This is a genomic window from Tessaracoccus bendigoensis DSM 12906 (genome assembly GCF_900141915.1).
In the GTDB taxonomy this organism is placed as follows: Bacteria; Actinomycetota; Actinomycetes; order Propionibacteriales; family Propionibacteriaceae; genus Arachnia; species Arachnia bendigoensis.
In genome coordinates this window covers 83,585-110,574 of sequence record NZ_FQZG01000006.1, presented here as the reverse complement: position 1 = coordinate 110,574, position 26,990 = coordinate 83,585, and the positions used below count along the sequence as shown (strand labels likewise).

At 66.7% G+C, this 26,990-nt stretch carries 30 protein-coding genes and 2 pseudogenes; 13 read left to right on the top strand and 19 right to left on the bottom strand.

Going from position 1 to position 26,990, the window contains the following annotated elements:
• Positions 1-474: 474 nt before the first annotated feature.
• A complete protein-coding gene (locus BUC15_RS02110; RefSeq protein ID WP_073185908.1) occupies positions 475-918 on the top strand; it encodes a hypothetical protein in 444 nt (147 codons plus the stop codon).
• A gap of 72 nt (positions 919-990) precedes the next feature.
• On the opposite strand, the gene BUC15_RS02105 is transcribed toward BUC15_RS02110, so the two are convergent.
• The 4 genes from BUC15_RS02105 to BUC15_RS02090 form a co-directional block, all read right to left on the bottom strand.
• On the bottom strand, positions 991-1,305 hold the full coding sequence (locus BUC15_RS02105; RefSeq protein WP_073185907.1) for a hypothetical protein: 315 nt from the start codon (positions 1,303-1,305) through the stop codon (positions 991-993).
• A 76-nt stretch (positions 1,306-1,381) separates the two neighbouring features.
• The gene (locus BUC15_RS02100; RefSeq protein WP_073185906.1) at positions 1,382-1,795 is read right to left on the bottom strand and encodes a hypothetical protein; all 414 of its coding nucleotides are present in this window, start codon (positions 1,793-1,795) and stop codon (positions 1,382-1,384) included.
• Between the two features lie 169 nt (positions 1,796-1,964).
• A complete protein-coding gene (locus tag BUC15_RS02095) occupies positions 1,965-2,504 on the bottom strand; it encodes a type II toxin-antitoxin system VapC family toxin (RefSeq protein WP_040283213.1) in 540 nt (179 codons plus the stop codon).
• Entirely contained in the window at positions 2,491-3,234 is a 744-nt protein-coding gene (locus BUC15_RS02090; RefSeq protein WP_073185905.1) for a hypothetical protein, read from the bottom strand. The genes BUC15_RS02095 and BUC15_RS02090 overlap by 14 nt, the downstream gene beginning before the upstream one ends.
• Before the next feature lie 363 nt (positions 3,235-3,597).
• On the opposite strand from BUC15_RS02090, the gene BUC15_RS02085 reads away from it, so the two are divergent.
• Together BUC15_RS02085 and BUC15_RS02080 are read left to right on the top strand one after the other, a co-directional pair.
• The gene (locus tag BUC15_RS02085; RefSeq protein ID WP_073185904.1) at positions 3,598-4,488 is read left to right on the top strand and encodes an ATP-grasp domain-containing protein; all 891 of its coding nucleotides are present in this window, start codon (positions 3,598-3,600) and stop codon (positions 4,486-4,488) included.
• 125 nt (positions 4,489-4,613) lie between these two features.
• The gene (locus BUC15_RS02080) at positions 4,614-5,051 is read left to right on the top strand and encodes a hypothetical protein (protein WP_073185903.1); all 438 of its coding nucleotides are present in this window, start codon (positions 4,614-4,616) and stop codon (positions 5,049-5,051) included.
• Between the two features lie 659 nt (positions 5,052-5,710).
• Here BUC15_RS02080 and BUC15_RS02070 read toward each other — a convergent pair.
• Positions 5,711-6,727 (bottom strand): S41 family peptidase, encoded by a 1,017-nt coding sequence (locus tag BUC15_RS02070; RefSeq protein WP_139280055.1) that lies wholly within the window; start codon positions 6,725-6,727, stop codon positions 5,711-5,713.
• Positions 6,728-6,960: 233 nt separating this feature from the next.
• On the opposite strand from BUC15_RS02070, the gene BUC15_RS02065 reads away from it, so the two are divergent.
• Positions 6,961-7,362, top strand: coding sequence for a hypothetical protein (locus BUC15_RS02065; protein WP_073185901.1), 402 nt, complete (start codon positions 6,961-6,963; stop codon positions 7,360-7,362).
• Between the two features lie 243 nt (positions 7,363-7,605).
• Here the strand turns inward: BUC15_RS02065 and BUC15_RS19760 are convergent, their stop codons facing one another.
• The 4 genes from BUC15_RS19760 to BUC15_RS02050 are packed head-to-tail and all read right to left on the bottom strand — an operon-like array spanning position 7,606 to position 9,660.
• Positions 7,606-7,773, bottom strand: a complete 168-nt coding sequence (locus tag BUC15_RS19760) for a hypothetical protein (RefSeq protein WP_175558220.1) — start codon at positions 7,771-7,773, stop codon at positions 7,606-7,608.
• A gap of 27 nt (positions 7,774-7,800) precedes the next feature.
• The gene (locus tag BUC15_RS02060) at positions 7,801-8,439 is read right to left on the bottom strand and encodes an ABC-2 transporter permease (RefSeq protein ID WP_073185900.1); all 639 of its coding nucleotides are present in this window, start codon (positions 8,437-8,439) and stop codon (positions 7,801-7,803) included.
• Positions 8,432-9,274: an ABC transporter ATP-binding protein gene (locus BUC15_RS02055; RefSeq protein ID WP_073185899.1), complete on the bottom strand. Its 843-nt coding sequence runs from the start codon at positions 9,272-9,274 to the stop codon at positions 8,432-8,434. The genes BUC15_RS02060 and BUC15_RS02055 overlap by 8 nt, the downstream gene beginning before the upstream one ends.
• Positions 9,271-9,660 (bottom strand): GntR family transcriptional regulator, encoded by a 390-nt coding sequence (locus tag BUC15_RS02050; protein WP_073185898.1) that lies wholly within the window; start codon positions 9,658-9,660, stop codon positions 9,271-9,273. The genes BUC15_RS02055 and BUC15_RS02050 overlap by 4 nt, the downstream gene beginning before the upstream one ends.
• Before the next feature lie 134 nt (positions 9,661-9,794).
• Between BUC15_RS02050 and BUC15_RS20200 the strand changes: the two genes are divergently transcribed.
• Entirely contained in the window at positions 9,795-10,196 is a 402-nt protein-coding gene (locus BUC15_RS20200; RefSeq protein ID WP_217652078.1) for a site-specific integrase, read from the top strand.
• A complete protein-coding gene (locus tag BUC15_RS20195; protein WP_217652077.1) occupies positions 10,129-10,683 on the top strand; it encodes a tyrosine-type recombinase/integrase in 555 nt (184 codons plus the stop codon). Before BUC15_RS20200 ends, BUC15_RS20195 begins: the two co-directional genes overlap by 68 nt.
• 105 nt (positions 10,684-10,788) lie before the next feature.
• Here BUC15_RS20195 and BUC15_RS02040 read toward each other — a convergent pair whose 3' ends face one another.
• The 3 genes from BUC15_RS02040 to BUC15_RS02030 form a co-directional block, all read right to left on the bottom strand.
• Positions 10,789-11,748: a hypothetical protein gene (locus BUC15_RS02040; protein ID WP_073185897.1), complete on the bottom strand. Its 960-nt coding sequence runs from the start codon at positions 11,746-11,748 to the stop codon at positions 10,789-10,791.
• Complete coding sequence (locus tag BUC15_RS02035) at positions 11,745-12,296, bottom strand: RNA polymerase sigma factor (RefSeq protein WP_073185917.1); 552 nt, start codon at positions 12,294-12,296, stop codon at positions 11,745-11,747. The genes BUC15_RS02040 and BUC15_RS02035 overlap by 4 nt, the downstream gene beginning before the upstream one ends.
• A gap of 315 nt (positions 12,297-12,611) precedes the next feature.
• A complete protein-coding gene (locus BUC15_RS02030) occupies positions 12,612-12,857 on the bottom strand; it encodes a hypothetical protein (protein WP_073185896.1) in 246 nt (81 codons plus the stop codon).
• 144 nt (positions 12,858-13,001) lie between these two features.
• Here BUC15_RS02030 and BUC15_RS02025 point away from each other — a divergent pair, with 144 nt between their 5' ends.
• Entirely contained in the window at positions 13,002-13,247 is a 246-nt protein-coding gene (locus BUC15_RS02025) for a toxin HicA (protein WP_073185895.1), read from the top strand.
• Positions 13,247-13,594, top strand: a complete 348-nt coding sequence (locus BUC15_RS02020; RefSeq protein ID WP_073185894.1) for a type II toxin-antitoxin system HicB family antitoxin — start codon at positions 13,247-13,249, stop codon at positions 13,592-13,594. The genes BUC15_RS02025 and BUC15_RS02020 overlap by 1 nt, the downstream gene beginning before the upstream one ends.
• A gap of 49 nt (positions 13,595-13,643) precedes the next feature.
• Here the strand turns inward: BUC15_RS02020 and BUC15_RS02015 are convergent, their stop codons facing one another.
• Together BUC15_RS02015 and BUC15_RS02010 are read right to left on the bottom strand one after the other, a co-directional pair.
• Complete coding sequence (locus tag BUC15_RS02015; RefSeq protein WP_073185893.1) at positions 13,644-13,838, bottom strand: hypothetical protein; 195 nt, start codon at positions 13,836-13,838, stop codon at positions 13,644-13,646.
• Between the two features lie 171 nt (positions 13,839-14,009).
• On the bottom strand, positions 14,010-14,330 hold the full coding sequence (locus BUC15_RS02010) for a hypothetical protein (protein WP_073185892.1): 321 nt from the start codon (positions 14,328-14,330) through the stop codon (positions 14,010-14,012).
• Between BUC15_RS02010 and BUC15_RS20630 the strand changes: the two are divergent.
• Positions 14,278-15,066: pseudogene (locus BUC15_RS20630) on the top strand (IS256 family transposase); the annotation flags it as partial. The gene BUC15_RS02010 and the pseudogene BUC15_RS20630 overlap by 53 nt on opposite strands.
• Before the next feature lie 156 nt (positions 15,067-15,222).
• Here the strand turns inward: BUC15_RS20630 and mobF are convergent.
• Both mobF and BUC15_RS01980 read right to left on the bottom strand, forming a co-directional pair.
• Positions 15,223-20,115 (bottom strand): annotated as a pseudogene (gene mobF, locus BUC15_RS18960) (MobF family relaxase); the annotation flags it as partial.
• A 309-nt stretch (positions 20,116-20,424) separates the two neighbouring features.
• Positions 20,425-21,549 (bottom strand): type I restriction enzyme subunit R domain-containing protein, encoded by a 1,125-nt coding sequence (locus BUC15_RS01980; RefSeq protein ID WP_073185891.1) that lies wholly within the window; start codon positions 21,547-21,549, stop codon positions 20,425-20,427.
• A 77-nt stretch (positions 21,550-21,626) separates the two neighbouring features.
• On the opposite strand from BUC15_RS01980, the gene BUC15_RS01975 reads away from it, so the two are divergent.
• From BUC15_RS01975 to BUC15_RS19750, 4 genes are all read left to right on the top strand, one after another.
• A complete protein-coding gene (locus BUC15_RS01975) occupies positions 21,627-21,866 on the top strand; it encodes a hypothetical protein (RefSeq protein WP_073185890.1) in 240 nt (79 codons plus the stop codon).
• A 45-nt stretch (positions 21,867-21,911) separates the two neighbouring features.
• A complete protein-coding gene (locus tag BUC15_RS01970; protein WP_139280054.1) occupies positions 21,912-22,334 on the top strand; it encodes a hypothetical protein in 423 nt (140 codons plus the stop codon).
• Between the two features lie 443 nt (positions 22,335-22,777).
• Positions 22,778-23,050, top strand: coding sequence for a hypothetical protein (locus BUC15_RS19755; RefSeq protein WP_175558219.1), 273 nt, complete (start codon positions 22,778-22,780; stop codon positions 23,048-23,050).
• 12 nt (positions 23,051-23,062) lie between these two features.
• Complete coding sequence (locus BUC15_RS19750) at positions 23,063-23,296, top strand: hypothetical protein (protein WP_073185887.1); 234 nt, start codon at positions 23,063-23,065, stop codon at positions 23,294-23,296.
• A 26-nt stretch (positions 23,297-23,322) separates the two neighbouring features.
• Here the strand turns inward: BUC15_RS19750 and BUC15_RS01955 are convergent, their stop codons facing one another.
• Genes BUC15_RS01955 through BUC15_RS01945 form a run of 3 tightly spaced genes read right to left on the bottom strand, consistent with a single transcriptional unit; the run spans position 23,323 to position 26,841 of the window.
• Positions 23,323-25,251, bottom strand: a complete 1,929-nt coding sequence (locus BUC15_RS01955; protein WP_245787852.1) for a solute carrier family 23 protein — start codon at positions 25,249-25,251, stop codon at positions 23,323-23,325.
• 58 nt (positions 25,252-25,309) lie between these two features.
• Positions 25,310-26,320, bottom strand: coding sequence for a serine hydrolase domain-containing protein (locus BUC15_RS01950; RefSeq protein WP_073185886.1), 1,011 nt, complete (start codon positions 26,318-26,320; stop codon positions 25,310-25,312).
• An 11-nt stretch (positions 26,321-26,331) separates the two neighbouring features.
• Positions 26,332-26,841 carry a flavin reductase family protein gene (locus BUC15_RS01945; protein ID WP_073185885.1) on the bottom strand — a complete coding sequence of 170 codons (510 nt, stop codon included), beginning with the start codon at positions 26,839-26,841 and terminating at the stop codon, positions 26,332-26,334.
• Between the last annotated feature and the right edge of the window lie 149 nt (positions 26,842-26,990).

Sequence of the window (26,990 nt, the reverse complement as noted above, 5' to 3'; positions counted from 1 at the left end):
GCAACAATGGAGCCGACCTTCCCAGCCGGGTTCGACCCGGCCGATTTCACCCGGCAGGTCTTGAACCGTACCTTCTCGGCAACCAGTTCTGACAAGCCTGTTTGCTCCGCCAAACTCACCACCGGCACCAACCCAGCACACGAGATCAGGTTCTCATCATCGAAGATCGGGGTGGCCTTGCTCCAAACATGGTGTAGCTTCACTATCAGTGCCTTTTGTGTGCGGTAGATCAGGACGTCAACACTCCCGATTATCCCTACTCAGAAGGCACTCTCACACTCCGACCCGCCGCACCACCACCCACCGGTCCACGGATTCAGGCTCCAGGGGGCGATCCAGCCCCGCCGGATAATCTGGAAAAGCGCGGATCTGCCGCAGCCGTGCCGATCTACGGACGTCCGGAACTGCCGCATACCCATTCTATGCAGTGCGGGGTCCGTCCCGGTGGGTGCGGCGTTCTGAGATGATCCTACGATGAAGCGCTGGCTGGGCATGGCCTCCCTAATCGTCGCGGCAGGGGGCGTCGTGGTGATGCTTCTCCCGACGATGGAACTGCGGTGGGGCGTTGACCCCGCACTCGGACTCGAGCCGACGGTAACGAGGCACTCGTGGTTCGACCCACTTCTTTTCGGCGTAGCTCGTTTCGATGCGCCGCTTGCGCTGTTGGCAGGGATAGCGGGGTTCTTCCTGCTCGTCTTGAGTGTGCGCAGGGGCCCGCCCTCGTGGCTCGCGGTTGGATTCTTGATCGCGGGGACGGTCGTGCCTCTACTCGGGTTCTGGGCCTTCGGGAGTCTCGGGTGGATTGCGCTGTTGGCGCCAACTGCGATGGCAGCCAGTGCCGCGGCGGCGATTATCTCCCGTGGCTTGGCCGAGGCTGAAGCCACCGTTCTCCAACAACATCTCCGCTCCGAACCCTGAGCGGACATGCACTCTATTAAACGCGCGCACATGCCGCCATGAGTCTGTCCTGCAGGTCGTGGTTGGGCAATGCTAGAAGCCGGTTGATGGCTGAAGCAGTAAGTACATCAGCCAAGCACCGGCAGCCACCATCGTGATGACTCCGGGCAAGACAGTGTTGCGTAGCTGCTGGTTGCCCAGCTTTCGAAGCCACTGCAGGACGGGGAATAGCGTCACGAATGCGCCGAAGCCGACAGCCACGCTAGCGATGAGCGCCGATGAACTAAACGGCTGACCGATCAGCGACATCGCGATCAGAAAGGCCGTCAGGACGATGAGGGCCAGACCCCATAGCGCGACAAGCACCACGAGGGGAGTCGCCCAAGAGGGGCGGACCTCTTCATGCATGCTCGCACAATAGCCTCGCTGCCACGACCGTAACGCTGGACACACGGATCTGCCGCGCTCAGTTGTATGCCCGCACTCAATAGCCGTCGACACGGAGTTGCTGTCGATGTAGATCCAGCGCCTTGGCGCTGGTCGCCCAGACTCCTTGAACAGAACCATCTTCGATGAAGGCAGCACCCACTCCCGGGACGCCCCAATTCAAGGAATGAAACTCGGGCCCGTGTGGAGCCTCGACCTGCCTCACGAAACTGGTTCCAACCTCCTCGATCGCAATCACCGTGCCGTCCGGAAAGAGAAGCGTCGAGCCCTCCATATTGCAGCCCGGCTCACCGACCTCGGGCAATCGTTCAACCACATACTGGCGGACCTCGCATGGCGGGAGATTCTCGTACCCGGTCGGCAACATGACGCCCGCGCCGCTACAGCCCACCCCGATGACCAGCACGGCGACGGAAGCGACGATCGATCCGCTCTGGACCCTTGTCAGCATGCCCGGAGCCTAGCTTGGCCAGCGGTTGGCTGCGGCGTTTGAAGTACCGCTCATGCCGCAGTGGTCAAGCTCGTGGGCATCGAGTCAGGTTGGATCATGGTTAAACTAGCGGTGCGCGAATAGGAAGCCCTTGCGTGCAGCCGGAGGCTCCGAGGCCGGATGATCGCGGTCAACGCTCAGCGGGGCGGGCAGTCAACCAAGCCACGTTGTCGTCGGCCGCGAAGAACGTCTGCTGGACTGCCGTGTCCCAGGGCAGCTCGATGGAGGAGAGCAGCTCCTTCATGCGGAACACCCGCAGGCCGTCGATTTGTGGGAAGTCGCGATCCAGTGTCACCAGCCAGTCGCATCGGTTGAGTACGGCGGTAGCCAAATGCGTCGCGTCAGGAAGCTTCATCCCGTGCGTGCCTCGGTAGTCGGTTGCCTTGCGTGCGACCGGCACCGTTACGTCCAGCAGCAGCACGTCGCGCGATTCCAGCTTCGCCCGGATGGCGGCCAGCTTGGCGTCCTGGAGCTCTCGCTCGCGTTGCGAGACGGCGTTCGACTTCTTGTACACCTCGGCCAGCACGATGACCGACGCGACCAGCTCGGCTTCCCCGCGGTCGATCATATCGAGCAGACCGGTGATGCGCCCGGCCGCCGGCTCGCCGTTGATCCAGGCGAGGAGGGCGCTTGAGTCCATCAGGACACGCTTGACATCAGTCTTGGCCACGGATGGCCTCCAGGTAGTCCGCGACCGTCATGCCCTCGGTGATCTCGGGCATGTATCCCCGCAGCTCGCGCCACGTCAGCGTGGGCTCCTCGACGACACGGACGTCATCGGCGGTGATGTAGTAGGTCCGGCCGTCTTCGTTCTGTCGGAGCGTCCCTTCGACCTCGACGAACTCCAGCAGGCCGTCGCGCATCTTCTGGGCTAGCTGCGTCGGGAACCCGACGTGTACGACCCTGCCCCCGCCCTGGGGTTTGATGGAGGCTCGGTTGCCGCGTGTGACGTTGACGCCGGTCATCTGGCCGCGCACAGAGCCGTAGAACTCGCGCACCCACGGGGAGATCTCGTCAAGCCCGTTACGCAGCCGCCGGTCGAGCCAGACCACGTTGCTGGCCGCTTCGACCTTGGAGCGGTCGCCGGCCCTTCTGACCATGTCCTTGGCGTGCGCGACGGCGTTCGGGGTCCAATCGGCCGGCATCCCGTTGCCGTCGCGGATTCGGGCCAGCCCGGTGACCGCCGCGCGGGCCGCGTCGATGCCCTCGGTGCGGTGCTCGCCCTCAGCAGCTAGAGCGGAGACCGCGGAGCCGAGCTTCAGGTCTGCGACCTTCCACTGGACATCGGCGGTGTCGGACAGATCGTCCAGCAGTTCCAGCAGGTGCACCCCGGCCGCGAAGAAGCGTGCCGCGTCGGCAGACTGACCGTCGTCGACAGTGAGCACGATATCGGCGTCCACGCTGAGCTCCTCTCTACATGACCAATCCTCCCATTGCGGTCCGACAGCGCGCGAGGTCTCCGAGCGATCAGGCCTCGTTTGGCTCCCAAAGAATTATTAGGGGCGACAGTAAAGTGGCCGTTCCGGAGGCGTCCCTGTTACGGCGGTGACTTGTCACCCGCTTGAGCATGCAGAGCCTGGCTGCGAACATCCGCTATTGCCGCGACCTGTGCGCTCGTGGGGGGCGAGGCGCCTGAGCCTCCCTATGGCGTGCTTGGGTTCCGCGTGGTGGTCAGGCGACCTCTCCTCGCGCGTGAGCGCGATCCGATCGGCGCAACGCCCGGCGTCTTGGACTTTTTCGCGTGGGTTGGTGAGACTGCAGCCATGACTGACCACGACGGCGAATCACTGTCGCCGCACAGGATCCGCGTCTTGTACGTGACTGATCTGGCGTACCAGGCGCGGGGGCGTCGCTATGGCGACGAGGACGTGTTCTTGTCCGATCGCCTTCGCTCTGACTTCGACATCGCCCTGTGCCACCCCAAGGACGCGGTCGTCTTCATGGACTCCTTCGACGTGGTCGTCGTTCGCAACAGCGGCCCCGTCATCCACTATCAAGGGCACCACGACGAGTTCCGCAGCCGCGCCCTGCAGGCCGGTATCCGGGTGTTCAACGAACTGACGGGCAAGGCCGACATGATCGGGAAGCAGTACCTGCCCGACCTGTACCGCGCCGGCTATCCGGTCATTCCCACGGTCGAACGGCTCCAGGACCTCGACCAGTTGCCGCCGGTGGTCCAGTACGTGGCAAAGCCCAAGTACGGCGCTGATTCGGTCGGTCTACAGTTCGTCGAACCCGACCAGTTGCGAGGGCTGAGCTTCGAGGAACTGCTGGTGCAGCCTCGCGTCGACTTCGACTACGAGGTGTCGTTCTACTTCGTCGACCGCACCTTCGAGTATGCGCTCTACGCGCCCCATGCAGAGCAGCGATGGTTGCTCGAACCCTACGAACCGACCCAGGCCGATCTGTCCTTCGCGCAGCGGTTCATCGACTGGAACGACATCGAGCACGGGATCCAGCGCGTGGACGCCTGCCGCACACGGGACGGCGGCCTCCTCCTCGTCGAGCTTGAGGACCTCAACCCGTACCTGTCCCTGGAGCGAGTCGCTCCTCCCGTTCTGGATGCCTTCGTCCGGGACATGACGTCATCTATTGCGGCCCTGGCCGGGAAGTCACCAGCCTCAGGCCCGAGGTCCATGCCACAGTCGGGTTGACGGCGTCCGGGCGGCATGGTCGGAGGCTACTGACTCCGAACATCCTCTTCTGCCGCGCCGCGGACGCTCAAGGGAGGCCGGTTCGTGGACTCATGCAGCGGCATACTGAGCGTAGAGGCGGTCGCATGAACGGGGGGCAGGATGTGAGATGTCTGGCGAGGGTGGGGCTTGTGGGGCTGACGGTTCTGATGGTGCCTGGCCTCTCGGCGTGCGGTGGGCAAGGGGAGGTCGTCCAGTCCGGTGACGTCTCCGTCTTGGTGTCGGAACGCGCCGACGGTGGAATGGCCGCTCAAGGTGGAGGGACGCTGGAGGTGGTTGGCGGTTGCCTCGGAGCGGGTGGCTCGGTCATCGTGTGGCCGCACGGTACTCAGGTTGTCCAGGACCAGCCGTTGACGATCCGGATCCCCAGCGTGGGGACTTACCGTCTTGGCGACGAGGTGCTTGTCGCTGGAGGTTTCGCTCTGGAGCATTCGTCGCGAAAAGTTGAGGCAGGCGACTTCCTCGCGGGCGGTGTCACGGTCCCCGCGGAGTGCGCGGAGCACGACATTTTCCTCGCGAACTGAGACCCCTGCAGAATGCGCGCATTTGCCGCGAGGCGCAGCAGCACTGGGCACTCTTCTACCGCGCGCTCATGGCGGAGAGCGGCGGGGACCTTCCGCGGCCGCGCCGCGTGGGCGCGTAGTGGTCCCGCGCTGGCCCGGCGATCGTTGACTGGTGGGGCTTCCAGGGCCACTGTGGGCCTGTGTGTTGGATCGATTGACTGTTGCGGAAGCATGGGGGTGAGCGGGGTGGCCGAGGTGGATCCGATGGATGACACGATCTGGCGATGGGTCATTCATCACTACCGCTTCGACCCGGAGAGGCGGCAGCGTCGAGACGTCGTGGTGGCTGCCTTCGACAACGCGGCTGAGTTGGAGGCGGCGGTGAACCAGTACCACCTGGAGATCCAGGTCGGCATTGACGGCGGTGTCCGTGATGACCGTGAGCGTGTCACTGGCGTGGTGTGGCACCCGGGCTATCACAGTGAGCGGGCGCGGGGGCGGACCCTGGCGTCCTCTGGTTCGCGGCCCGGGAGCTGTGGCGCGGAGGGGACGGTGCCCTGTCCCGGCGCGGCGGATGGCGCGGCTTCCTCATCGCGTGTCTTGCCAACAGCATCCTCGCGACCGCCAGGGGCTTCCTCTAGACGGTATGGGTGACCCCACGCCTCAGCACATACGCACGGTCAGCGGTGGCACTGTGTGTTGAGCCAGGTCGCTGCGGTCTTGTGGGCAGTGTCCACGTCGGCGGACTGTTCGGGTGGTACCGGACCGCCGTTCCAGGTCTTGCCAGTACGGTCCACGTCGACTGCCGTGGTGATGAGGATCTGGGTGCCGTCGTACAGGCTCCTGACCTGGTTGGCCGACGAGTAGCCGGCCGTCGGCGCACCGAAGCTGCGCGCATGACCCAGGCCGCGGAAGGCCAGCACCGTCGCCTCCCCCGAACTGCCATTGTCCGGGCCCTGCAGCACCGCGATCGGCTGGGAGAGCTTCGCGGCATCGGCGACGGCCATCGAGACCTGACCGCCCTGGGACACTGTGCCGCCCTCCAAGGTCTCCCACACCACGGTGCCAGAGCGGTCCTTGAAGCCCACGAGGTTGCCGTCGGGCAACAAGGCCGACAGTCCTGCGAGCATGGGGCCCATGTCACCGCCATGATTGTGGCGCAGGTCCACGATCCAACCGCAGGTCGTGGCCGTGCGCGACGAGGCAATCCCGTTCGCCAACGTGTCCGCGTAGGTCTGTTTGAAGGCCTTGTCCGACACCGCCTGCTCCGGCACCACCACCGTGGTGATCCCTCCGGCGCTGCGCAGCGTCGGCAACGGCCGTTGCGGCATCGCCTCATCCAGGCCCTTGCCCGAATCCATCACCTTGCTGTGGTGACCGCCCGCGACGACCACCGCCCTGCGCAGCGCCGGGATGGTCTCCGCATAGGACTTCGCGTCCCGCGTGTCCGCGACGGCCTGTGCCCGGGCCGTGCGCCAGCTCTCACCAGTCGTGTAGTACCCGCCATCCATGATGCCCAGCGCGGCATCGGCATAGGCCGCAGGGCTCGGAGGCACCAGGTACACGCCATAACGCGGACCAAACTTCCAGACCGCGGCACCCGCCAGCAGAAGCAGGACGAGGAATGTGGCCACGATGACCTTCACACGTCGACGGATGCGCTGACGCCGGATACCTGGGGTGGTGGGGGTACTCACCCGCTCATGCTCCCCTGCCCGGGGGCCACCGTCAACCGGCAGTGCATACAAACCTCGCCCAGCAGATCGGACTTCCTCCTGGCGACCAGGCCCATGCCCATGCCCAAACGGTAGCTGAGGCGACGTCGCGAGCGCGGTGTCGCCCCTGGAGGTCCGGATGCGATGGGTGCTTGACGTCCGCTGCTTTACGCGGAAAGGCCTGCGCTCTACCGGACTGTGATTGAGTTCGGTGCATGACTTCGTTGGTGATGCTGTGGGAGCCACACGATGCTGCCGTGGTCCTGCGTGAGCGGTTCGGCCACGACGGAGCTCCCGGCGCAGCGGCGTGGCTCGGGAGCGTCCTGTCCCAGGACTTCGGCAGGCAGATGGCGAGCTGCGACAAGATCGTGATGAGCGACAGCAACGCGCTGGCTTGGCTGCAGACCTTCGACGGTGACCGGCTCATCCTGAAGTGGTCAGTGAACAAGGACCGCTTTGCGGGCCTCGAAGCCTTGGCCGCGGTCACGGACTGGCTGCGGCGCGAGCGGCTGCCGGTCTCGGCTCCAGTTCGCGCTGTGGACGGCGGCTGCAGGTCGCGCGTGACGGTGTCAGCGTCGGGCTCCAACAAGTCCTGCCCGGCCACCTGCTGGACGTGAATGAGCCCGCCGAAGTGTTCGCCGCCGGCGCCATGCTGGCAGAGCTCCACACGGCACTGGCACGCGGCGAAACGGGTGACCTCGCGGAGCTCGTCTGGGCTGAGCTCGAAGTACAGCTCGGGATCAATGGCCATGCCGACAGTTTGGTTGACCTGCTCGTCGGTGGCACGCCACGTCCTGTCATGCCGCGGCGCGGACGGCGCCTCGCGCACACTTGGCGGTGCGGGCGTCCTGTCGTCGGGGTTACCGCTCGCGGAGCGCGACCACCGAGAAGATCAGTGCGAGTAGCAGGAACATGACGCCAGTGGCTGTCTGGGAGTGGGCTAGGGAACCGATCCCGCCGATGGTGAAGGCAGCGGCTCCTATGAGTAGGCCGATGCGCCGGCGGCTGGGGTCGGGTTCACGAGACATGGGTTCTCCAACTCTTCTTGGCGGGGATCAGAAGTCCCGCCGGCTGTAGATGCGGTGGGTGACAAGGTAGGACGCCGCCCACAGCAGGCACAGGACTGTGAGTCCTGTGGCGGCCGTTGCGGTGGGGTTGCCCTGTGCGCCGGTGGCCAGTGACACAAGTCGGGCTTGCACTGAGGGGATCGCCTTCACTGCCAGGGCACCGAGCGCGGCCAGTCCGAAGGTGACGAACAACAGGGCCTGTTGGCCGAACCGGACGATCGCAGGGATGGCGATCGCGGTGACAGCTGCAGTGGCGGCGATGCTGACCAGCGCGAGTGCCACTGCATCATGGGGGCTTGGGCTGATCAGCGTGGCCGCGAGGGTGGTGACGGCGGCGGCGCCGAGGAAGGCGATCACGCCGACCAGGTAGTGCGACCGGACGACGGTGGTTCGGGTGGTGGGCAGCTGGCCGTAGAGCTGGTCGAGGCCGTGGATCCGGTCGGCTAGGAAGGGGCCAGTAGCGGCAAGGAGCCCGATCATGCCCAAGACGGGCAGGGCCATCTGGAGGCCATCCTGGCGGCCTCCGATCACCAAGAAGACGGCGGCGAAGCCACCGAGGCCTGCGACCTGGCGGGGGTTCCACACCTGCGCCGCATCGAGGACGAGCTGCGGTCGAAGCTCAGTCATGGTCGGGTCCTTTCGGGAGTCGCACGGCGAGGTCGTCGATGGTGGGGGTCTCGAGCTGTACCCCGGTTGGCAGCGCCAGGGCCGCGTCGGCGGGGATCAGCGCGTCCCAGCCCGTGTTGTGGCTGCGCAGTCCATGCGCGACGGCCCGGACCTGCGGGGTGAGCTCGTCAGGGCCGCCGGCGGCCAGGCTGTAGGCGGCGAGCAGGTCGTCGGTCGTGTCGGAGGCGATGACCCGGCCGGCGTCGAGGATGGTGACGTAGTCGGCGAGCCGTGCCATGTCTGCGGTGATGTGGCTCGAGAACAGGATGCTGTGGTCGTCGGCGGTCATGAACTCCGACAGGACGTCGAGCAGTTCGTCACGGGCGGCCGGGTCCAGGCCGGATGTCGGCTCGTCGAGGATGAGCAGTTCTGCGCTGTGGCTGAGGGCGACGGCGAGTTGGAGCTTCATTCCCATGCCGCGGGAGAGTTCCTTGACCTTGCGGTTGCCGGGGACGCCCCAGCCCTGGGTGAGGGCGGCGAAGCGCTGGGCGTCCCAGGACGGGTAGAAGCCGGAAAGGAGTCGCCCGGTCTGGGTGACGGTCCACGTCGGGTTGTAGGCGGGGGTGTCGAGGACCACTCCGAGTCGCGTCTTGTCCACCAGACGGGTCTGGCCGGCGTCGGGTCGCACGAGGCCGAGGGCTGTCTTGATGGTGGTGGTCTTGCCTGAGCCGTTCGCGCCGACCAAGCCCATCACGAACCCGCGGGGTACGTCGAGGCTCAGCTGGAGGGTGAAGCCCGGATAGTGCTTCACGACGCCGTCGAGGGCGAGGGGGCTGGCGGTGGACTGTGCGGTCATGACTCCTCCGGGGTGTCGATGAGGGTGTCGAGCAAGGCGTGTAGTTCGGACCGGTCGATCCCGGCGAGACGGGCGGTGGCCCATGCGGCGCCGAGGTGCCCCTCCACGTCGCGCAAGAGCTGTTCGCGCACCAGCTCGGAGTCGCGTGGCAGGACGTAGTAGCCCTTCCCGGGCACGTTCGCGACGAATCCGGCCGCCACCAGTTCCTGGTAGGCGCGGGTGGTCGTGATGACACTGACACGCAGGTCTCGTGCGAGCGCACGGATGGACGGCAACAGGTCTCCTGCCTCGACGTCACCCTGGAGGATCGCGGTCTGGACCTGGGTGCTGATCTGGTCATAGATCGGCGCCCCGGAAGTGTTCGAGACCACCACTCGCAATGCCATCAAGCGTCCTTTCTGTCTATGCTGAATATAGACAGTAATTGCTTCCATGGCAATGCCTCACCCTGCACGACAGAACTGCCCGCGGGGTGGCAGATGAAAGGAGCGGTCGATGTCAGCACATCCGCCGTTGGCGCTTGTTCCCCAACCCTTCCGATCCGCTCCTGCGCGCGGTCGCGGCGCACCTGGCCCGCTACAAGGGCCTCACCCGGACCCACACCGAGTCCGACCTCCGCATCTACCTCCGGTGGTGCCTCGAACACCACCTCGACCCACTCCAGGCGGAGCGGGCCCACATCGAGCTCTACGTGCGCTGGATGCAGGAAGTCCGCGGCTTCAAGCCCTCGACGATCTCCCGGCGACTGTCGGTGGCAGCCGGGTTCTACCGGACCTGCGCCATCGACGGCATCATTCCCGCCTTCACCCGCCGAGCACGTCCGCCGGCCCAACGTCCCGCCAGAGTCACCGACCTTGGGCCTGTCACACCTGCAGTTCGAGGCCATGCTCGCTGCCGGGAAGGCCTCTACGAACGTCAATGACTTCGCCCTGGTCGCCATGCTCGGCCTTCTCGGTCTGCGGATCTTCGAGGCGTGTGGGGCGAACATCGAAGACCTCGGCGAGGAACACGGCCACCGCGTGTTGAAGGTCCGTGGCAAGGGCGGCAAGGTCGTCCAAACCCCACTCCCACCAGCGGTCCAACGAGCCATCGAACGCGCAATCGACGGCCGCAGCAGCGGGCCGATCCCGCGCTGCAGCCGAGGCACCCGGATGGATCGCCACTCCGCGAAGCGGCGCCTGCGTGCCTTGGCGAAGACTGCTGGGGTGACGACGGCGCGGATGCATCCGCACATGCTGCGCCACACCTTCGTCACCACCATGCTCGATGCCGGTGTCGACCTGCGCGACGTGCAGATCGCCGCCCGCCATGCGGACCCACGCACGACGATGCGCTACGACCGCGCCAGGAACAATCTCGACCGGCACCCGAACTACATCCTGGCCGCCTACATGGCCTCGGGGACCTGACTCGGCAAACGCACTACTTTGCCGCGGGCGGGGAGTTTGATTCTGCCCAGGGCGAGGGTGAGGGCCGTCCCGACCGGGTAGCCCTCACCGAGTTTGAGGCTCGTCTCAGCGGCAAATGAGATCGCCCGCTGGGTTGATCGTGTCGTCAAAGCCGACTTCGCAGTCCAGCACGTCCGCGGCGTCCCGAACCTCCTCGGGAACCGTGTCGACCACTAGGCGCTCGTAGGTGACCTTGCGCTCACTCTGCACGCCCTGGAAGCCGACCAGCTGCCCGGCTTCCGGGTCGATCATCAGCATCTCAGTGACTTCACCGCCTTCAAGGGTGAACAGAGCGACCTCGCGGCCGTCGACGACCATTTCGTCGGCAACCGAAATGCCTGGCACGTTCTTGAGTACCTCGAACATGGCGGAGCGGAGGTCGGCCGGGGGGGCTCCGTAGGTCAGCGCGTAGTCAATCAGGACGAACACGCCGGCGTCGGTGGAGGGCGCCCCTATCCCCTCTGCGTCTGCGTAGAGCCGCGAGCGCAGTTGCTCTGCGTCGCGGGGGAGCGAAGCGAGGAACGCGGGGCTCGGCCAACGCCAGCTGTCGACCATGGCGTTGGGGCTCTTGGGCAGGGTCCAGATCCGGTCCTCGCCCAGCGGCGGGCAGCCAGGTGTGGTGTCGTAGCTCTCGACGTACCAGCTGGGTCGGTTCCCATCCACCGCGAGGTAGTGCGTTTCGGTGAAGCTCTCGCCGCACACCTCTCCGGTGCCGTAGTCGGCAGTCGCGGTCATCTTCCAGTATTGGTCCGCCGTCGCTGGCGGGTCGACTGCGTTGATGGCAGCTTCGGTCAGGATCTGATCGGCGCGGGCTGTGGCGCCGGTTCCGACCAGGTTGCTCACGCCGACGGCGGTCACCATCACCATGGCCGCGGCCACCGCGCCGATCCGCAACCCCGCATGCCGCTTGGGCGGCGTCGTGGGCGCGATCGCCCTGACCAGGATGTGGCGGCGCTCGGCGTCGCTGTAGTCAGGGACACCGGCAGCAGGGTCAGCAGCCCTCAGCAGGGTGTCAATGTCGGTCATGACGGTTCTCCTTGAAGGTGGGGGGTGACGACGGCGAGTCTGGGAGCTGGATCGGAGTCATTGAGTAGTTGTTGGGCGCGCTGCCTCGCACGCTTGAGTCGAGTACGAGTAGCTGCATCGCTGAGGTCCAGGACCACGGCGATCTCTCTTGGAGTCAGCCCCTCCCAGGCCGTCAGCCGGAGGATTTCGGCATCTGTCGAGGAGAGCTCGCTGAGCACACTGTCTGCCAGGACCCGGCTGGAGGCGTCGGCTCCCGCCTTGGGCGTGTCTGGCAGCGCCCCGGCGATTGCGTCTCGGAGATTGAGGCGCCGAGCCAGTCCCCGGCGTTCGTGGGACACGACGTGATGGGCAGTGCGCAGCAGCCAGGGAAGAGCCGGCTCGGGGACATTGGGGCGACGCTTCCAGGCGATGCCGAACACCTCCGAGACCACATCGTCGGCCGCATCCGGGCCCACGCGTCGGATCGCAAAGGCCCTGACTCGTTTCGAGTAAAGCTTGAATAGGCTCTCAAGCCATTCCAGATCTTGCGGCGGGGGAAGCTGTCTCATGCTCAGTAGTTCCCGCTCCTCGCCGCATCGTGACAGCTCATTCTGCCGACTGTCCTGGACGCCGACGAACACGGCAGCGTCGTGGTCCTCGTTATGGCCCTCCCGCCCCAACGATGAAGTGCATTTCACACTCCAGTCCGCCGGAGAGGGAACCTACTGCGCTTCCCGCTACTGGCCCCTGATCGGGCCCCGAATGCCAGCAAGACAGGCCACCTGAGGCGGCGCCTAAACCACCCACTCTTCGCCGACCTGCAATCCCCATAGGGTCAATAGGCGGCGCCAGACATGCGCGCTCATGCCGCGACCAGGGGCTTTCTACCGCTCATTGGGGTCGCTGCCCTGAAGTCGGACAAGGCCCAGACCGTCGACCGGCGCGCAGACGTAGAGCACGTAGGTTCTGCCGCGGCGCTCAGCCTCTCCCCACTCGAGAATCGCGGAGACGTCGGCTCCGGTGATCTCGAGTTCCTCTGCCGCCCCGTGGGCATCGTGGAAGATGACGCGGTAGCTGGGATGGGTGACCTCCCACGTCTGGTCCCGGGGGTCAACGGAGCGCACGAGCATAGACACAGCCTGCCGGACGCGAAGTCCGACGGCTACCTGCTTGCTCCCCAGACACTCGGATCTGCCGCTCGTGGTGTGATCTGGATGGGTGAAGATCGACCGATATAGGCTTGACGGTGGTACTGCCCGCGGTACCATATCTCTGTGGCGACCGTCGACAAGCTCGTGGCAGCGATGCGGAAGAACCCACAGAACGTGCGCTACGACGACCTCCACAAGGTCTGCGAGCACTACTTCGGTCCGCCCCGCAGAACCGGCGGATCACACGCGGTGTTCAAGACCCCTTGGCCCGGTGATCCACGGGTGAACATCCAGAACAGCAATGGCCAGGCCAAGCCGTACCAGGTGCGGCAGGTGCTGGCCGCGATCGACAAGAAGGAGGCGAAGTGATGTCCCACACCGAAACGGCCGACGTGTCCCGTTATACCTACCGAGTGACGTGGTCGGTCGAAGACGACGAGTTCGTCGCCACCTGCGCCGAGTTCCCCTCGCTGTCGTGGCTCGCCGACTCCCAGCCAGCTGCCCTGCAGGGGCTGGTTGACCTGGTCGCCGACACCGTGGCCGACTTGGCGGCGGAGAGTGAGGCCGTCCCCGAACCGCTGTCGGAGCGGAGCTACTCGGGCAAGTTCAACCTCCGTGTCGGGGAAAGCCTGCACCGCCGCCTCGCGATCCAAGCTGCCGAAGAGCACCTCAGCCTCAACCAGTACGTCGTGCAACGCCTCTCAGAGGCCTCCTGAGCCACCTCTGGAACATCCGCAATTGCCGCGATGGGTGATGCTCGCGGGTTCAGGGTGCTCGTCGGCGTGCCCACCATCGCCAGGACGCGAGTAGGACAGCTGCGGTCGACAGCAGCCACCAGAGTTTGTCCATCCCAGGTGGATCGGCCCAGGGGCCGAGGTAGAACATCGTGACCATGACGGCCGCGGTGACGATCGCCGCGACGGCGAGGCCGGTGAGCAGTTCGAGGGTGAATCGCACCACTCCTGGCCTCCTTCGCCTGCGCGCCGTGCGTATCACGGTGCGCAGCCTTCGCTCAGCGCCGACTGCTGTGGCATCGGGTTCCTCGTCACCATGTCTCTTGCTGATGCCATGGGTGTCGTTGCTGGGTTCACCTCGCTGCTGCTGATGTCCAGCGGCTCGGTGGGAGGTGGTTCAGGGTTCGCGGGTCACTTTGATGACGAGTCTCCCGTCGTCGTCCAGCCCCTCAAAGCTGATCGTCACGTTGAACCAGCGCAGCAGGACCGCACCAGGATTGGGACTGCTGTTCCGTGTGACGACCGTCAGGCTGCCCGAGTAGTTGATGGCGTTCTTCGGGACGACCTGCCTTGTGTTGGCGTCTGGGTCGAGGCGGAGTTCAACTGATCCTCCTCTGGCTGAGAGATAGAAGACGTCCTCACCCTCCCCTTTCCCCAGGGGTAACTTCCCCGAATGGCTACTGGAGCGTCGCAAACGTGCCGAAGCGGCGCTGATCACGGTGATCGCCGACTGCTACCTCGCCGGAGTCTCCACCCGCCGGATGGACAAACTCGTCAAAACCCTCGGCATCGACGGCCTGTCGAAGTCACAGGTGTCCCGGATGGCTGCTGACCTCGATGAGCACGTCGCGCAGTTCCGACACCGCCCTCTGGGCGAGGCGGGTCCGTTCACGTTCGTCGCAGCCGACGCGCTCACCATGAAAGTGCGTGAAGGGGGCAGGGTGATCAACGCCGTCGCGTTGGTCGCGACCGGGGTCAACGGCGACGGCCACCGCGAAGTCCTCGGTTTGCAGGTCGCCACCTCCGAAACCTGCAGCGCGTGGAACACGTTCTTCGCCGACCTGGTCGCCCGCGGCCTGGCAGGCGTCCGACTGGTCACTTCCGACGCCCACGCCGGGCTGGTGGAGGCCATCGCAGCGAACCTGCCCGGAGCATCGTGGCAGCGCTGCCGAACCCACTACTCCGCCAACCTCATGAGCGTCACGCCGAAGAGCATGTGGCCGGCCGTGAAGGCGATGCTCCACTCCGTCTATGACCAGCCCGACGCCGCATCCGTGGAGGCGCAGTTCGACCGGCTGCTGGACTACACGAGCGAGAAGCTCCCCGAAGTCGCGGAGCACCTCGAGCAGGCCCGGGCCGACGTGCTCGCGTTCGCGACGTTCCCCAAGGACGGCTGGACCCAGATTTGGTCGAACAACCCCGCCGAACGCCTGAACCGGGAGATCGACCGCCGGGCGGGCGGCGAGGATCTGGGCGATCTGCAGGGCGGCGTCGGCGGGGGTGAGGAACGTTATCCGGTCATGGATCATCTGTTCACCCTGAAGTGTGGTGGCCGTGGCCAGGGCGTCGTGGAGGGCGTCGGGGCCGTCCTGTTCGAGCAGCTGCGCGGGGTCGCTGCCGGTTGGCAGGAGTAGGCGGTGGGGGTCGTGGCGGTGCTGGGCCAGCTGCCAGAAGGTGTTCTCGGCTGCGACGTGGCCGGCGTTGTCGGCGTCGGTGGCGATGAGCGGTGTCGGTCCCCGGCGTAGCAGCAGCGTCTGCTCCGGCATCAGGGCGGTGCCCAGTGGTGCGACGCCGACGAAGGCACCTTGGCCGGCGAGGGTGACGGCGATCGCGTCGATCGGCCCTTCGACGATCACCGGCACAGCCTCCGGCGTGAGGAGCTGGTGGCCGAACAGCACGTCGCGTTTGGCGAACAAGGCGCCGGCGGGGCTGTTCAAGTATTTCGCGCCGTGGTCGTCGCCGGCGTCGGGGTGCCGGCGGCCCACGAACCCGACGATGACGCCTTCATGGTGGATGGGGAGGATGGCGCGGTCGCGGAAGCGATCGATCACAGTGCCCTGCCGGGTGGTCGTGGCCACCCCTGCGGCGAGCAGTTCCGCGGTGTCGAATCCTTGCTTCCGCAGCGCACTGACCAGCGTCGTCCAGCCCGCGGGCGCGTGCCCGATCCGGAACCGCGGGTCGCCGGCCAGATCCTGACCGAACCTCTCCGAGAAGTAGCTGCGGCTCCACGAGCCGGGCAGCTGGGCCTCGAAGAACCCGGCCGCCGCCTCGGTGACCTGGGCGAGGCGTTGCGGGGTGTGGGGGGTCTCGGCCCAGCGGTCGGCGGCCGCGAATCCCTGCCGCATTTCGATGTCGGTGAAGTCGGGGTCGGTGCGCTCCCGCAGCCGCGCGGCTTCGGCGAGGTCGGCGGTGCGGGTAGACCAGTCGATGTGATCGATCCCGTCGGGCGGCAGCTCATCGGGGTGCGGCGGCTCCACTTCCTCGGGTGGGATGGCGGTGGCCTGGTGGGCGCGCCACAGCATCGCCTGACATGCGTCGTCGAACCCCGAGATGTCGGGCACGGGGGCGATCAGATCCTCGAGGTTGAGTCCGTGGTCGGTGGCGTGGGTGAGCGCGGCTGCCAGGTGCGGCCACCAGGGGCTGGCCTCCAGCTCCGCGGCCGCCCCGTAGCCCAGTCGATTCACCAGCGATCCTTCCCAGGCGGGGAGGGTGGGGCCGTCGGCGGCGGCGAGGTGTCGGGCCAGCCGCCACCACAGAGCCGCGGCGGGTTGTTCCGCCGGCAGCGGCCCGTCGGCGACGGCCGCGGCGAGGTGCTCGGTGACGGGGACGCCAGCAGTGTGCAGGGCGGCGAGGCGATGCGCCAGCACGGTGGCGTAGGGGTCACGGGGGAGATCGTCACGGATGTCGCGCAGCAGGTCGGTCCAGATCGAGACGGGGTGGGCGGGTCGGAGCCGCTCGGTGAGGTGTTGTTGCCAGTGGTGCGCGGCGGCGCCGAGCTGGGCGGGTCCGGTGGGGCGGCGGTCGGCGGGTTCGACCTGCCAGGCTGCCCGCCACACTTCCACCTCTGCCACAGTCGACGAGGTGAGAGTCTGTCCCGGTAGCGCCCATACCGGCTGGCTGATGGTTGCGGTGGCGGCTCGGACGTCGGCGGCGAAAGCGCGCACCTGGTCGTGGCGGGCGGTGAGGTAGGGGCCCCACTGGTCGTGATCGGCGAGGCTTTGGGGGATGCCGGTGAGCCAGGGGAGTGGCCCCGTCGTGTTGGGGTGGGGGAGTCGCCAGGTCAGCACCGCGGCCGGGTCGTGGGCGGTGGACAGTTCCCGCGCGTCGACCGCGTCACGGAGCAGCTGTAGGGGTGAGGGCCCCGTGTCGCCGGTGGCGGAGAGGAGGAGCAGATGGGCGCGCAGGGTGGGCCAGGCGGGGCTGGAGGTGAGTTGGTCCACGACCTCGTCGGCGTGCTGGTCCAGTTCGCGGGCGGTGTCGGCGTGGAGGTGTTCGACGGCGACGCTCAGCGCGTCGCTGTAGCGGGCCACCGCGAGGCCGAGGCGGGTGTGGGGGTCGGCGGTTTGGCGGGTTTCGGTGGTGACGGAGCGGGCTGATCCGTCGCGGGCGAGGACCTGCTCGAGGATGTCGACGGCGGTGACGGGCCGCAGGGTGGTGGGGTGGATGGGGGAGTTCTCGCCGCCGCCGTCGATGACCTGGATGTAGGCGTGGTTCGCCTGTCGGCCGCGGCTCATCGCGACGTAAAGCTGCTGCCGGGTCTCCGTCCCGGTGAGGACGGTGTGGGTCGTGTCGACGGTGATGCCTTGGTCGCCGTGGACGGTCACCGCATAGCCCAACTCCACGTTCTCGGTCACGTAGGTCGGGGGGAGGGTGATTCGCAGCCCGGTGTGGAGGTGGTGGGCGTGGATCGCGCCTGCCGGGTCGACTCCGGTGACGGTCCATCGGTCGCCGTTCTTCACCCAGTCGGTGGCGCTGATCGAGAGGCGTCGGTCGTTGAGTCGGGTGACGATCACGTCCCCGACCGAGGCCACATTTCCGTCCGACAGCACCGCAACCGGACCCTCGCTGGTGTCGTGGGTGGCGCTCAGGCGGTGGTCGCGGGCCCACTGGTTGAGTTGGGTGACCTGGTCGCGGGTGCCGGCCAGCATCACCGTGTCGAGCCCGGCTGCCTTGTCGGTAAGCCAGGCGTTGAGGGCGTCGCGGAGGACGGTTTCGTCCGAGCCGGCGTGGATGCGTTGCTGGTCGAGGTAGAAGCCCAGCGCCTCGGGTCGGCCGTCGCGTAGCGCCAACGATGCGGCGGCTTCGGCTGGGTCGTTGAACCGCAACACTTCGGTCAAGTGGACGGCGGGGTGGGTGTGGGCGAGGTCGCGCAGCACCCCGCCGGCGCCGACGGCGGCGAGCTGCTGATCGTCCCCGATCAGCCGCACCGATGCGCCCCGTTGGATGGCGAATCCGATCACGGCGGCCAACGTCGGTGTGTCGGCCATGCCCGCCTCGTCGACGATCAGCAGCGTGTCCGGGCCGATCAGAGTCTCGGCTGCGCGTCGGTGGTGGTGGAGGTCCCAGTCGACCTTCGCCAGGGTGGTGGCGTGGCCGACGTGATCGGCCAGCAGGCGCGCGGCGACCGCCGAGGGAGCGAGCCCGACCACCCTGCCACCAATCTCCTCCCACGCGTGCCCGAGCGTTGCCAGGGCGGTGGTTTTACCGGAGCCGGCGGCGGCGAGGGCGAGCTGGACCCGGCGGCCGCTGGTGGCCATCTGACGCACCAACGCGACCTGGCCCGGGGTCAGGTTGATGCCGTTGGCGGTCGCCTCCAGGAGGGCGAGTGACACGTCGGCTTCGCTGGCTTGTCGGCCGTCGAGGAGGGTCGCTGCGTGGGTGATGTGCTGTTCGGCTTCGATCACGGCGGTGGAGGTGAACCGGCGGCTCCCGACCGTGGTGTACACCGATTCCCCATCCCTGCGGCGCAGCACTTGGGGGTCGCTGATCGGGTCGATCCATCCCTCCAACGCGATACAGCGGCCGGTCGCCGCCGCCACTAAATCGGCGGTGAGTTGGGTCGCGTGCTGGGGTGTGGTGGCGCGTTCCCGGGCTCGGCGGGAGGCTTCGGCCTGGAGGTGCCACACTGTCCACGATGCCCGCGACAGGCCCATCCGGGTCACGATTTCGTCGGCCACTTCGTCGATCCACTCTGCCGTCGGTGCTGGCCTGGTCACGCGGCCCGCGGCGGTCACGTCAGCCAGCATCCGGGCCACCCCGTCGCCGCCGAGGACCGCCGCTGCTTGCGCGGCCCAGGCGCTGCGCTGCTCGTCGAGGGTGCGGGGTTCGTGCTTCGCCTGGCGGGTCTCCAAGGTGGCCTGTTGCGCCAGGGCGATCGCTTCGGCCGGTGTTGGCGGACGGCCATGCGCGTGCTGGAAGTTGACGGCGAGCTCAGCCTGGCGGGCCACGATCGCGGCCCTGCGGCTGGACCATGCCTCCCTCAACTGGGCGGGGACCCCGACGATCTCGCGCACCGGTCGCTTCGCCGGATCGCGCGCAGTCTCGGCGGCGAACCGCACACCCAGGCGGGCGGCGAGGTGGGCCTCCAGCTGGGTGTTGTAGACCTCCGAGATGCTCACCAACCCGGCGAACAACGGTCGGCCGTCGATCGCCAACCAGGCGCCGTCGAGCGTCTGAACCTTGTTCGCGATCGCCACATGGGTGTGAAGATTCGGATCCCCCGCCCGCGAATCGCGATGCGTGAACGCCGCGGCGATCAGGCCGGTGACCTCCACCTGCCGCACCCCGCCCGCACCCCTGCGCGAGAACAGGACCCGCTCCTCCAGATAGGCCAGAGCGTCAGCGATGGCCGCGTTGTGAGCCTCCTCAATCTGCGCGGCGATCGGCGTTGGGGCGACCGCCCACAACGCCGAGACCGACTTCACCGGCGTGAACGTCACATCGAACCCCGCGCAAGCCGTCGTCGCGTTCCGCGACAGGCGGGCCACCTCCGACGACAGCTCCAACCCGCTCGGCGGCCGACCCATCCGCGCCGCGAAACCCTCCGTCGCGACCTCGTTACGGACCCGCGCGCGGACCTCCAACGGCACCGACTCATCCGCTGCGAGACCGTGCTCGACCGCCCACACCGAGCACCTCGTCGCGACCTCCTGCTGAAACGCGCTGGCCGCGGCATGGACCCGAAACGGTGACCCCAGTCGGGCCGCGGCACGGACCTGCTCGCGCGTCGCGCCGACCGGCAAGGCAGCCAGACGAGCGGCCATGTCCGGGTGGAACCCTGCCCCGAACAGCGACTGCATCTGCTCAGCCGACACTGCCGACCCCGGCTCCACCTCCAGCGCTTGGAGGCCGTTGCCGACCCAGCGGCCGGGAACCTCACCCTTCTCGGTGTAGTACGACGTCAGCGACGCGTGGCCCTTCTCGGTGGAGTCCATGGCGGCGACCTGCCGAGTCAGGTAGTCATAGCCCGACCCGGCGGTCAGCTTATGCAGGGACGCCGTCATACCCCCTAGAACCCGAACCGGCCTTGGCCACAGCGCGATCCGAGAGTGCAGGAGGTGTGTGGGACTTCAAGGTCAGGGGGGACGAGACGAGGCGGAGCTAGGCAGCCGTGCCAGGTGAAGCCGTGGTTCGCTGCGTCTGCGGCTACGGAACCCGGATGCTCCGTCGTCCGCTTGGAGGAGGTCACCGACGGAAGGGCGAGCAGGCGGCTCGACGGCTAGGTCGATCCTCGCAACAGCACGCGCATCCGAGGACCTGCATCAGTCAGCCTGATGAGGATCAGTCGTCCGAGGGAGGTGCGCTTACCTGGCCTACGTGGCGGTGTGCAGGTGCTCGTACAACATGGCCGGCAATGCCTTCGACAGTTCCTGGTACAGATCGGGGTCGTTGAAGAGGTCGTAAACGAGCTGGGGAGTCTGGTCGCGGACGCCCATCACGGCGTCGATGAAAGCCGTGGGCAGGGCCGGCGATTCGCTGAACTGCTGCGCGGTGTTGACGCGAGCCTGGTTGGCGAGGGTCTCGTCGTGCGCGAGGTGGACGACGATGTTGGACATGGTGCCGGCGACGACGCCGGGCCCGTACTTGTCGCCGAAGCGTTCGTTGAGCTTGGCGATGATCTCCTCGAGGGCGCTACGGTGCTTCTCGTGGATGGTGCCGGAGCCGATGGCGGTGATCGGGTCCAGGCCCGGCCCCTCAGTGAGGGTGAGCTTGACGGAGTCGCCCTTGGCGATGGTGTAGCCGGTCAGTTTGACCTGGGAGATGTCGACCGGTTCCTCGATGGTCGCGGTCGACAGTCTGGGCAGGGTCCGGCGGAGGAAGAAGTGCAGCCTGGGTAGCTCGGTGTCCTCGAGGTTGCGGGCCTGGGAGATGAAGTCGTAGAACTTCACGAAGCCGCCGGCGTCGGACTTGAACAGCTTCAGCTCGTCCATCACTGTCCGGTCGTCGTGGATGAATGCCTCTTGCCAGCGTTTGGTGAACCGCTTGACGGCGGGCTCTGTGGCGGCGTGGAGTGCGCTGTTGGCCTCGACCCCGCCCGCGAGGGCAGCGGCGAATGCTTGCTCGACCTCGGACCAGTCGTAGATGCCGGCCGAGTCGAGCTTGGTCTTGAGGTCGTAGACGAGGTTGGGGTCCGTGGTCGCGGTGAGTGTGGCCTTGCGGTAGTACGGCAGGAACACCTCAAGGATCGCCTCGGGTTCGTTGACGAAGTCGAGCACGAACGTCTTGTCCTTGCCCGGGTAGGTGCGGTTCAGGCGGGACAGGGTCTGCACAGCCTGCACGCCGCCGAGCTTCTTGTCGACGTACATCGCCACCAGGCGTGGCTGGTCGAAGCCGGTTTGGAACTTCTCGGCCACAATCATCACGTTGTAGATCGCCGGCTTGAACGCCTCGGCCAGATCCGCGGTCCACACGCCTGGGTTCTGCGTCTTCTCCGTCATCGGGCCTTTCCTTGGTGCGGGGACGGCTCCGTTTGCGCGTCATTCGAGTAAGAAACCCCTCCAAACGTCGCGTAAACATGCGCAACCTGCGCAACCTCATCAAGCCCGAAGAACTGAGCGCAACGGCCACAAAGCTCCAGGTCACAACCGAGGAGCAGGAGATGCTCGACCTCATGGAGCACAACGTTGCGGTGTCCTTCGACCTGCCACTACTGGGTGGGGGTGTGGATCTAGGATTGCTGGTGGAGGCATTCGAAACTGTCGGTGGCAAGATGCATGATCAGATCCAAGAGGCCGTAATCGCTGCTGAGTCCTAGACAACGAGGGGGGTGAACCACGTGAAACGCTTGTGGGGTCGAAACGTGGCAACAGACCTCCTGGGTGGAGTTCTGGGTGCGATCGCGTTCTTCCTCCCGGGCGCTGTTCTCGCGAAGGCGAGTGAGTTCGCAAGCGCGGGGTCGGCGGTGATCTCTATCATGGCCGCACTGGTCACGTTCGCCTGTGGCATGGTCTATCAGTCGCAGGCACCTGCAACGGTCAGGATGCGCGCCCACTTCGGACGAGAACTACGCGGCATCTGGTCATGGGTTGTCACCGTGGTTCTACTTTGCGCACTCGCGGCGCTGATCGCCATCCCGGTCGCCGCAGCGAGCGAGACTTACGCATGGGTGATTGCCCTCGGGGCTGTCGGAGTCTCCACCCTTGCCACGCTGAGAGCTATTGGCTTCATCAGGACGGTCCTCATCGCTGAGGCGATCGACCCGAAGAACCGGCCGCCCTCCTAATCCGCACTTATCGTCGCCGCTGACGTCCTGCGGTCGTTGGGGAGCATCCGGGTTACAACTTCGCATTCACCGATGCGGTCTTTGCTCAGGTGAGTCAGATCGAGGGGTGCGCTCTTCGACCACGGCGGTGTTGCCAAGGATCATCTTGAGGTCCCCGCCGCGTCGGATATGAAGATCGCTCCGGCCAGCGCATCTTGGTGGCGCTGCGGCAGCCTTGCGGCCATCCTCGGAGACACCAACATGCCAGTCACGTCATCCAGTACTGCGGACTATAGGACGGCAGAAAACGTCGTGCCATACGGCGGTGGCGGCTCCACCCACCTCGGGCCCCCAGCGGGTAGGCGTCGCCCGCCAGGTCGGAGTCTGTTGAGTCGGCGCTTTGGGCAGCGCTTGTGTAACGAAGTGGTAGCAGGGGTGTGGGTATCCGGTAGCACTGTTAGGGGGTGACCGCTGCCAGGCTCGGCCGCAGGAAGCCGCCGTTGAAGGTGCTGTGGGCGCGCTATCTGCAGTCCGAGGCACCGGCCGGGGTACGTCATTACGGGTATGAGCGGTTCTGTCAGATCGTGACCTCTCATGTGCGGGCGAACGATCTGACGATGCCGATCAGTCACGTGCCGGGGCATACGATGCAGGTCGATTGGGCGGGCACCAGGATGGGTCTGGTCGGCCGGGTCACGCGTAAGTCCACGCCGGTTTCGGTGTTCGTGGCCTCGTAGCCGTTCTCGGGGATGGTGTTCGCCTACGGCTACCTCGATGAGCGGCAGTCGGCCTGGTGCGACAGGCATCGGCGGGCGTTCGAGTACTTCGGCGAGGCCAGCCAGATGATCGTGCCTGATAACGCCTCGACCGCCTCGAACCAGATCAGCAAGACAGAGCGGGCTCGCGAGGTCAACCGTGAGTACGCCGAGTTCCTGGAGTACTACCGCACTGCCGCGGTGCCACCCGAGCCCGAGGCGCGGTGAAGGGGGCGGCCCGGAATCGTGCCTGACTAGGCCAGTTGCTCGAACTTCCGGATCCAGGCCGAGCGGATCGGGTTCGCGTCCGCGACGAGCGCGTCGAACCGGGCGTCGGCGATGTCGCCCACCTCGCCGATGGCCGTCACCAACTCCCGCTCCGACGAGTTGGCCACCCGGCGCCACCCCTCTTCGACCAACTGACCACGGTCCGCGAGATTCGCCAGACACACCACCCACCTCATGGAGTGCCGCGCCCGGTACGCCTCGCTGACGGCGGCGATCTCCGAGCGGTCCCGGTCATCCAGGCGGTCGACGGCCAGCGACCCGGTTTCCTGGAGCGCGATGACGTCGTCCGGCGCGCTCTCCGGATCGGTCAGGAGCAGCTCGGCGATGTCATGGTAGCTGCCCACCAAGGCTCGTTTCTCGTCCTCATCAGCCGAAAGGACCGCGCTCTGGAACGCGGCACGCAAGGCCTGGGTATCTTCAAACGGCCGCTGTTCCCAGGCCCGATCCACCGGCCAGGTGACCGGGAAGAGTGAGCCGAAGGTCTCGCAGAACTCTTCCCGCGTCATCTTGTTCACCTCATCGAGACGCACCGGTCGGCCCCCGGACAGGGCGACATCCGGGCCGGTCTTCCTGCCGAGGTGGAAGAAGACCAGGTTCAGCAGGATCGCGACGATCGCGCCGAGGGTGACGCCTGAGCCGAAGATGATCGACAGCCATGACGGCACGGCGTCGGCGATCCCGGGCTGGAGGGTGACAAGCATCGCAAGGCCGATGGAAGTGGAGACGATCACCGCGTTGCGGTTGTCGTGCAGGTCGGCTTTCCCGAGCGTCTGGATTCCGACGACCGCGACGTTGGCGAACATCGCCAGCGAAGCGCCACCCAGGACGGGCGCGGGGATGGCGGCGACGATGGCGCCCGCCTTTGGGATCAGGCCGAGCACGATCATGATGGCGCCCGCCGCCGTGACCACCCAGCGCGACTTGACACGGGTCAGCCGCACCAGGCCGACATTCTGGGCGAAACAGGTGTAAGGGAACGAGTTCAGCACGCCACCGAGCGCGGTCGACAGGCCGTCAGCACGTAGCGCGTTGGAGATGTGGCGTGGGGTGATCCGCTTGCCGACCACCTCGCCGGTAGCGAAGACGTCCCCGGTCGTCTCCACGGCGGTGATCGCCATGACGATGATCATCGACACGGCCCCGGCCAGCGAGAACGCTGGCCAGCCGAAGAAGAAGGGGGTCGTGAGCCCGATCGGGGCGGCCGAGGCTACCCCTGAGAAGTCTGTGTGGCCGAGCAGTGCAGCGACAGCGGTGCCCAGGACGAGGCCGATCAGGACGGAGATGGTGGCCATGAAGCCCTTGAAGATCCGCTGCACGGCGACGATGACGGCGAGCGTCCCGAATGCGTAGAGCAACCCGGGGCCCATCATGGCTTCGTCGGCCTGGCCCCAACTCACAACGTCGCCAGCCGCCACCCCGATCAGGGTGGTGCCCATGATCGTCAGGAGGGTGCCCGTCACAACCGGTGGGAAGAAGCGAAGCAGTTTCGCAAAGTAGGGGGCCCCGAAGAATGTGACGAGTCCGGCGATGATGATCGAGCCGTAGACCTGGGCGAGGCCGTCGGTGCCTCCGCCGTATGCCAGACCGATCGCGATGATCGGCGAGACGGCGGTGAACGTCACGCCCTGGAGCAGCGGGAGCCGGACGCCGATGTGTCGGCCGAGGCCGGCCGACTGGATGATGGACGCGATGCCGCAGGTGAAGAGGTCCGCGTTGATCAGGTGGATGGTGTCCTCGGGGGACAGCCCGAGGCCCTGCGCGATGACCAACGGGACGATCACGGCACCCGCGTAGAAGGCCAGGACGTGCTGGACACCCAACACCGCCAGCTTGGGTACTGGAGGTACGGCGTCGACCGGATCGACGATGCGTGCTGGGGCTTCGACTGTGCTCACGGGCAATGATCATAGGAAACCGCACGGCCGGGGAGGCACGCGGGCCCCTCCACGCCGCTCAGCCTGGGACGAGCTCCGGCCACAGTTCCTCCAGGTGCGCGATCACCGGCCAGGCGCCTTCCGAGGTGTTGCCCAGCACGCTGACGGTGGTCGCAGCGGCCGGGTCGTGGGTGGAGCGGAACGACACGCCCGCGTCATAGCCCTCCATCACGACCGCGGGATCTGACGGGTGGAGCCACATGCCGAGGCCGTAGCGCAACCCCTCCTCTGGTACGTCCACGCGGGGCCGGGTCATCTCGGCGAGCGTCCCGCTGGAGACGATGTCGCCTCGGCACAGCGCCCTCCAGAACAGGTGGAGGTCGGACGCGGTCGTGTAGGCGCCGCCGTCCCCGTTGCCGAGCACGGGCAGGTGAAAGACGTTGCTCCGGTCGCCTTCTGTGTAGATATAGCCGACCGCGGCATCTCCAGGAAGTTCGTCTGATCGGAGGTAGCCGGTGCGTGTGAGCCCGGCGGGGGCGAGCACCTCGTCCGCCACGACCTGTTGGAATGCCTTGCCCGTCACCCGCTCAAGGATGATGGCCAACACGATGTAGCCGCCGTTGCAATAGACGAAGCGCGCCCCGGGTGGAGCCTGCTGAGGGAAGCCGTCGACGACGGCGAGGAACGATTCGGCGGTTGTGAGGGTGTGTACCGGCACCGGGAGTACGTAGTCGTCCACCTCCCAGTCGCCGTTCTCGTCGAGGTAGTCGCCGATCCCGGAGGTGTGGCCGAGCAATTGCTCGATTGTGACGGCGTCGTCGATCAGTGGAAGGTCGCCCTGCAGGTAGCGCCGGGCCGGTTCGTCGAGCGCCAGCGGGCCCCGTTCCACCAGCCGCATGACCGCGCACGCGGTGAACGTCTTGCTGCCGCTGGCCATTGCGAACCGGGTGGTCGAGGTGTTCGGCACCCCGAGGGCGCGGTGCGCCGAACCGTAGCAGCGCTCGAGCGCGCGGCGGTCGCCGACATCGACGGTGACGACACCACTGAAGTTGTGCGTGGCCGCCGCTAAATCGAGTGCTTCGTGGTCCATGGCCGATTGTCTCAGGAGTAGTGGCCGCCCAGATGTTGCAGCGCGATCCTGCCCTCAGCGAGATCCACCGATTCGATCCGTGCGCGGACCAGCAGCCCCCACCCCGAATGCTCCGGGTCGGCGTCGACGAGGCGGACCCCCACCCAGGCGGCGGCGTCAGCCAGCCGAGGGCCGTACGCAGAGTCGACCCACTCGCCGGTCCGGAACGGGCCACCCGGCGACGGCGCCACGCGGGCAAACACCTCAGACACCCGACTCTGCCTCGAAGCGAGCACGTTGACGCAAGCCAGCCTCGTCTTTCGGAACAGGTCCCACCAGTCGGCGTCCTCGTTGACGAGCGCTACCAGTTCCCCGGGGTCGCCGTCGGCCACCAGCATGGAGGAGATGGTCCAGCCGCCGCGGATAGGGCCGTTCGAGCTGGTCCATACGCTCACCGGCGCGGGCAGCCGCCCCCTTAGCCGGCGGACCGGGTCGCGGTCCTCTGGGGGCGGGAGGAATGGATGCGAGCTGTGGATCGTCATGCTTGACTGTCTGTCTCGGCGCGGTAGGTGCCAACGTCACGGTGCATGCGCGGAGCCTAGCCGCCGGAGGTGGTCGTTGGCAGGAGGATGATCGAGGGCAGAGATGTCACTGGTGCCCGGTAGGCTGTCGTCTCAGTCACGAAGGCAGC

Bases quoted from the DNA above. Each gene is read 5' to 3' on its own strand.
- BUC15_RS02055 (WP_073185899.1), bottom strand. From the start codon at position 9,274: ATGACCGCACAGTCCACCGCCAGCCCCCTCGCCCTCGACGGCGTCGTG.
- BUC15_RS02040 (WP_073185897.1), bottom strand. From the start codon at position 11,748: ATGACCGACATTGACACCCTGCTGAGGGCTGCTGACCCTGCTGCCGGT.
- BUC15_RS01980 (WP_073185891.1), bottom strand. From the start codon at position 21,549: ATGACGGAGAAGACGCAGAACCCAGGCGTGTGGACCGCGGATCTGGCC.
- BUC15_RS02050 (WP_073185898.1), bottom strand. From the start codon at position 9,660: ATGGCATTGCGAGTGGTGGTCTCGAACACTTCCGGGGCGCCGATCTAT.
- BUC15_RS01945 (WP_073185885.1), bottom strand. From the start codon at position 26,841: ATGACGATCCACAGCTCGCATCCATTCCTCCCGCCCCCAGAGGACCGC.
- BUC15_RS02105 (WP_073185907.1), bottom strand. From the start codon at position 1,305: ATGCATGAAGAGGTCCGCCCCTCTTGGGCGACTCCCCTCGTGGTGCTT.
- BUC15_RS02085 (WP_073185904.1), top strand. From the start codon at position 3,598: ATGACTGACCACGACGGCGAATCACTGTCGCCGCACAGGATCCGCGTC.
- BUC15_RS01950 (WP_073185886.1), bottom strand. From the start codon at position 26,320: ATGGACCACGAAGCACTCGATTTAGCGGCGGCCACGCACAACTTCAGT.
- BUC15_RS02035 (WP_073185917.1), bottom strand. From the start codon at position 12,296: ATGAGACAGCTTCCCCCGCCGCAAGATCTGGAATGGCTTGAGAGCCTA.
- BUC15_RS02060 (WP_073185900.1), bottom strand. From the start codon at position 8,439: ATGACTGAGCTTCGACCGCAGCTCGTCCTCGATGCGGCGCAGGTGTGG.
- BUC15_RS02065 (WP_073185901.1), top strand. From the start codon at position 6,961: ATGACTTCGTTGGTGATGCTGTGGGAGCCACACGATGCTGCCGTGGTC.
- BUC15_RS02030 (WP_073185896.1), bottom strand. From the start codon at position 12,857: ATGCTCGTGCGCTCCGTTGACCCCCGGGACCAGACGTGGGAGGTCACC.
- BUC15_RS02080 (WP_073185903.1), top strand. From the start codon at position 4,614: ATGAACGGGGGGCAGGATGTGAGATGTCTGGCGAGGGTGGGGCTTGTG.
- BUC15_RS02020 (WP_073185894.1), top strand. From the start codon at position 13,247: ATGTCCCACACCGAAACGGCCGACGTGTCCCGTTATACCTACCGAGTG.
- BUC15_RS02100 (WP_073185906.1), bottom strand. From the start codon at position 1,795: ATGCTGACAAGGGTCCAGAGCGGATCGATCGTCGCTTCCGTCGCCGTG.
- BUC15_RS01975 (WP_073185890.1), top strand. From the start codon at position 21,627: ATGCGCAACCTGCGCAACCTCATCAAGCCCGAAGAACTGAGCGCAACG.
- BUC15_RS19750 (WP_073185887.1), top strand. From the start codon at position 23,063: ATGGTGTTCGCCTACGGCTACCTCGATGAGCGGCAGTCGGCCTGGTGC.
- BUC15_RS02110 (WP_073185908.1), top strand. From the start codon at position 475: ATGAAGCGCTGGCTGGGCATGGCCTCCCTAATCGTCGCGGCAGGGGGC.
- BUC15_RS19760 (WP_175558220.1), bottom strand. From the start codon at position 7,773: ATGTCTCGTGAACCCGACCCCAGCCGCCGGCGCATCGGCCTACTCATA.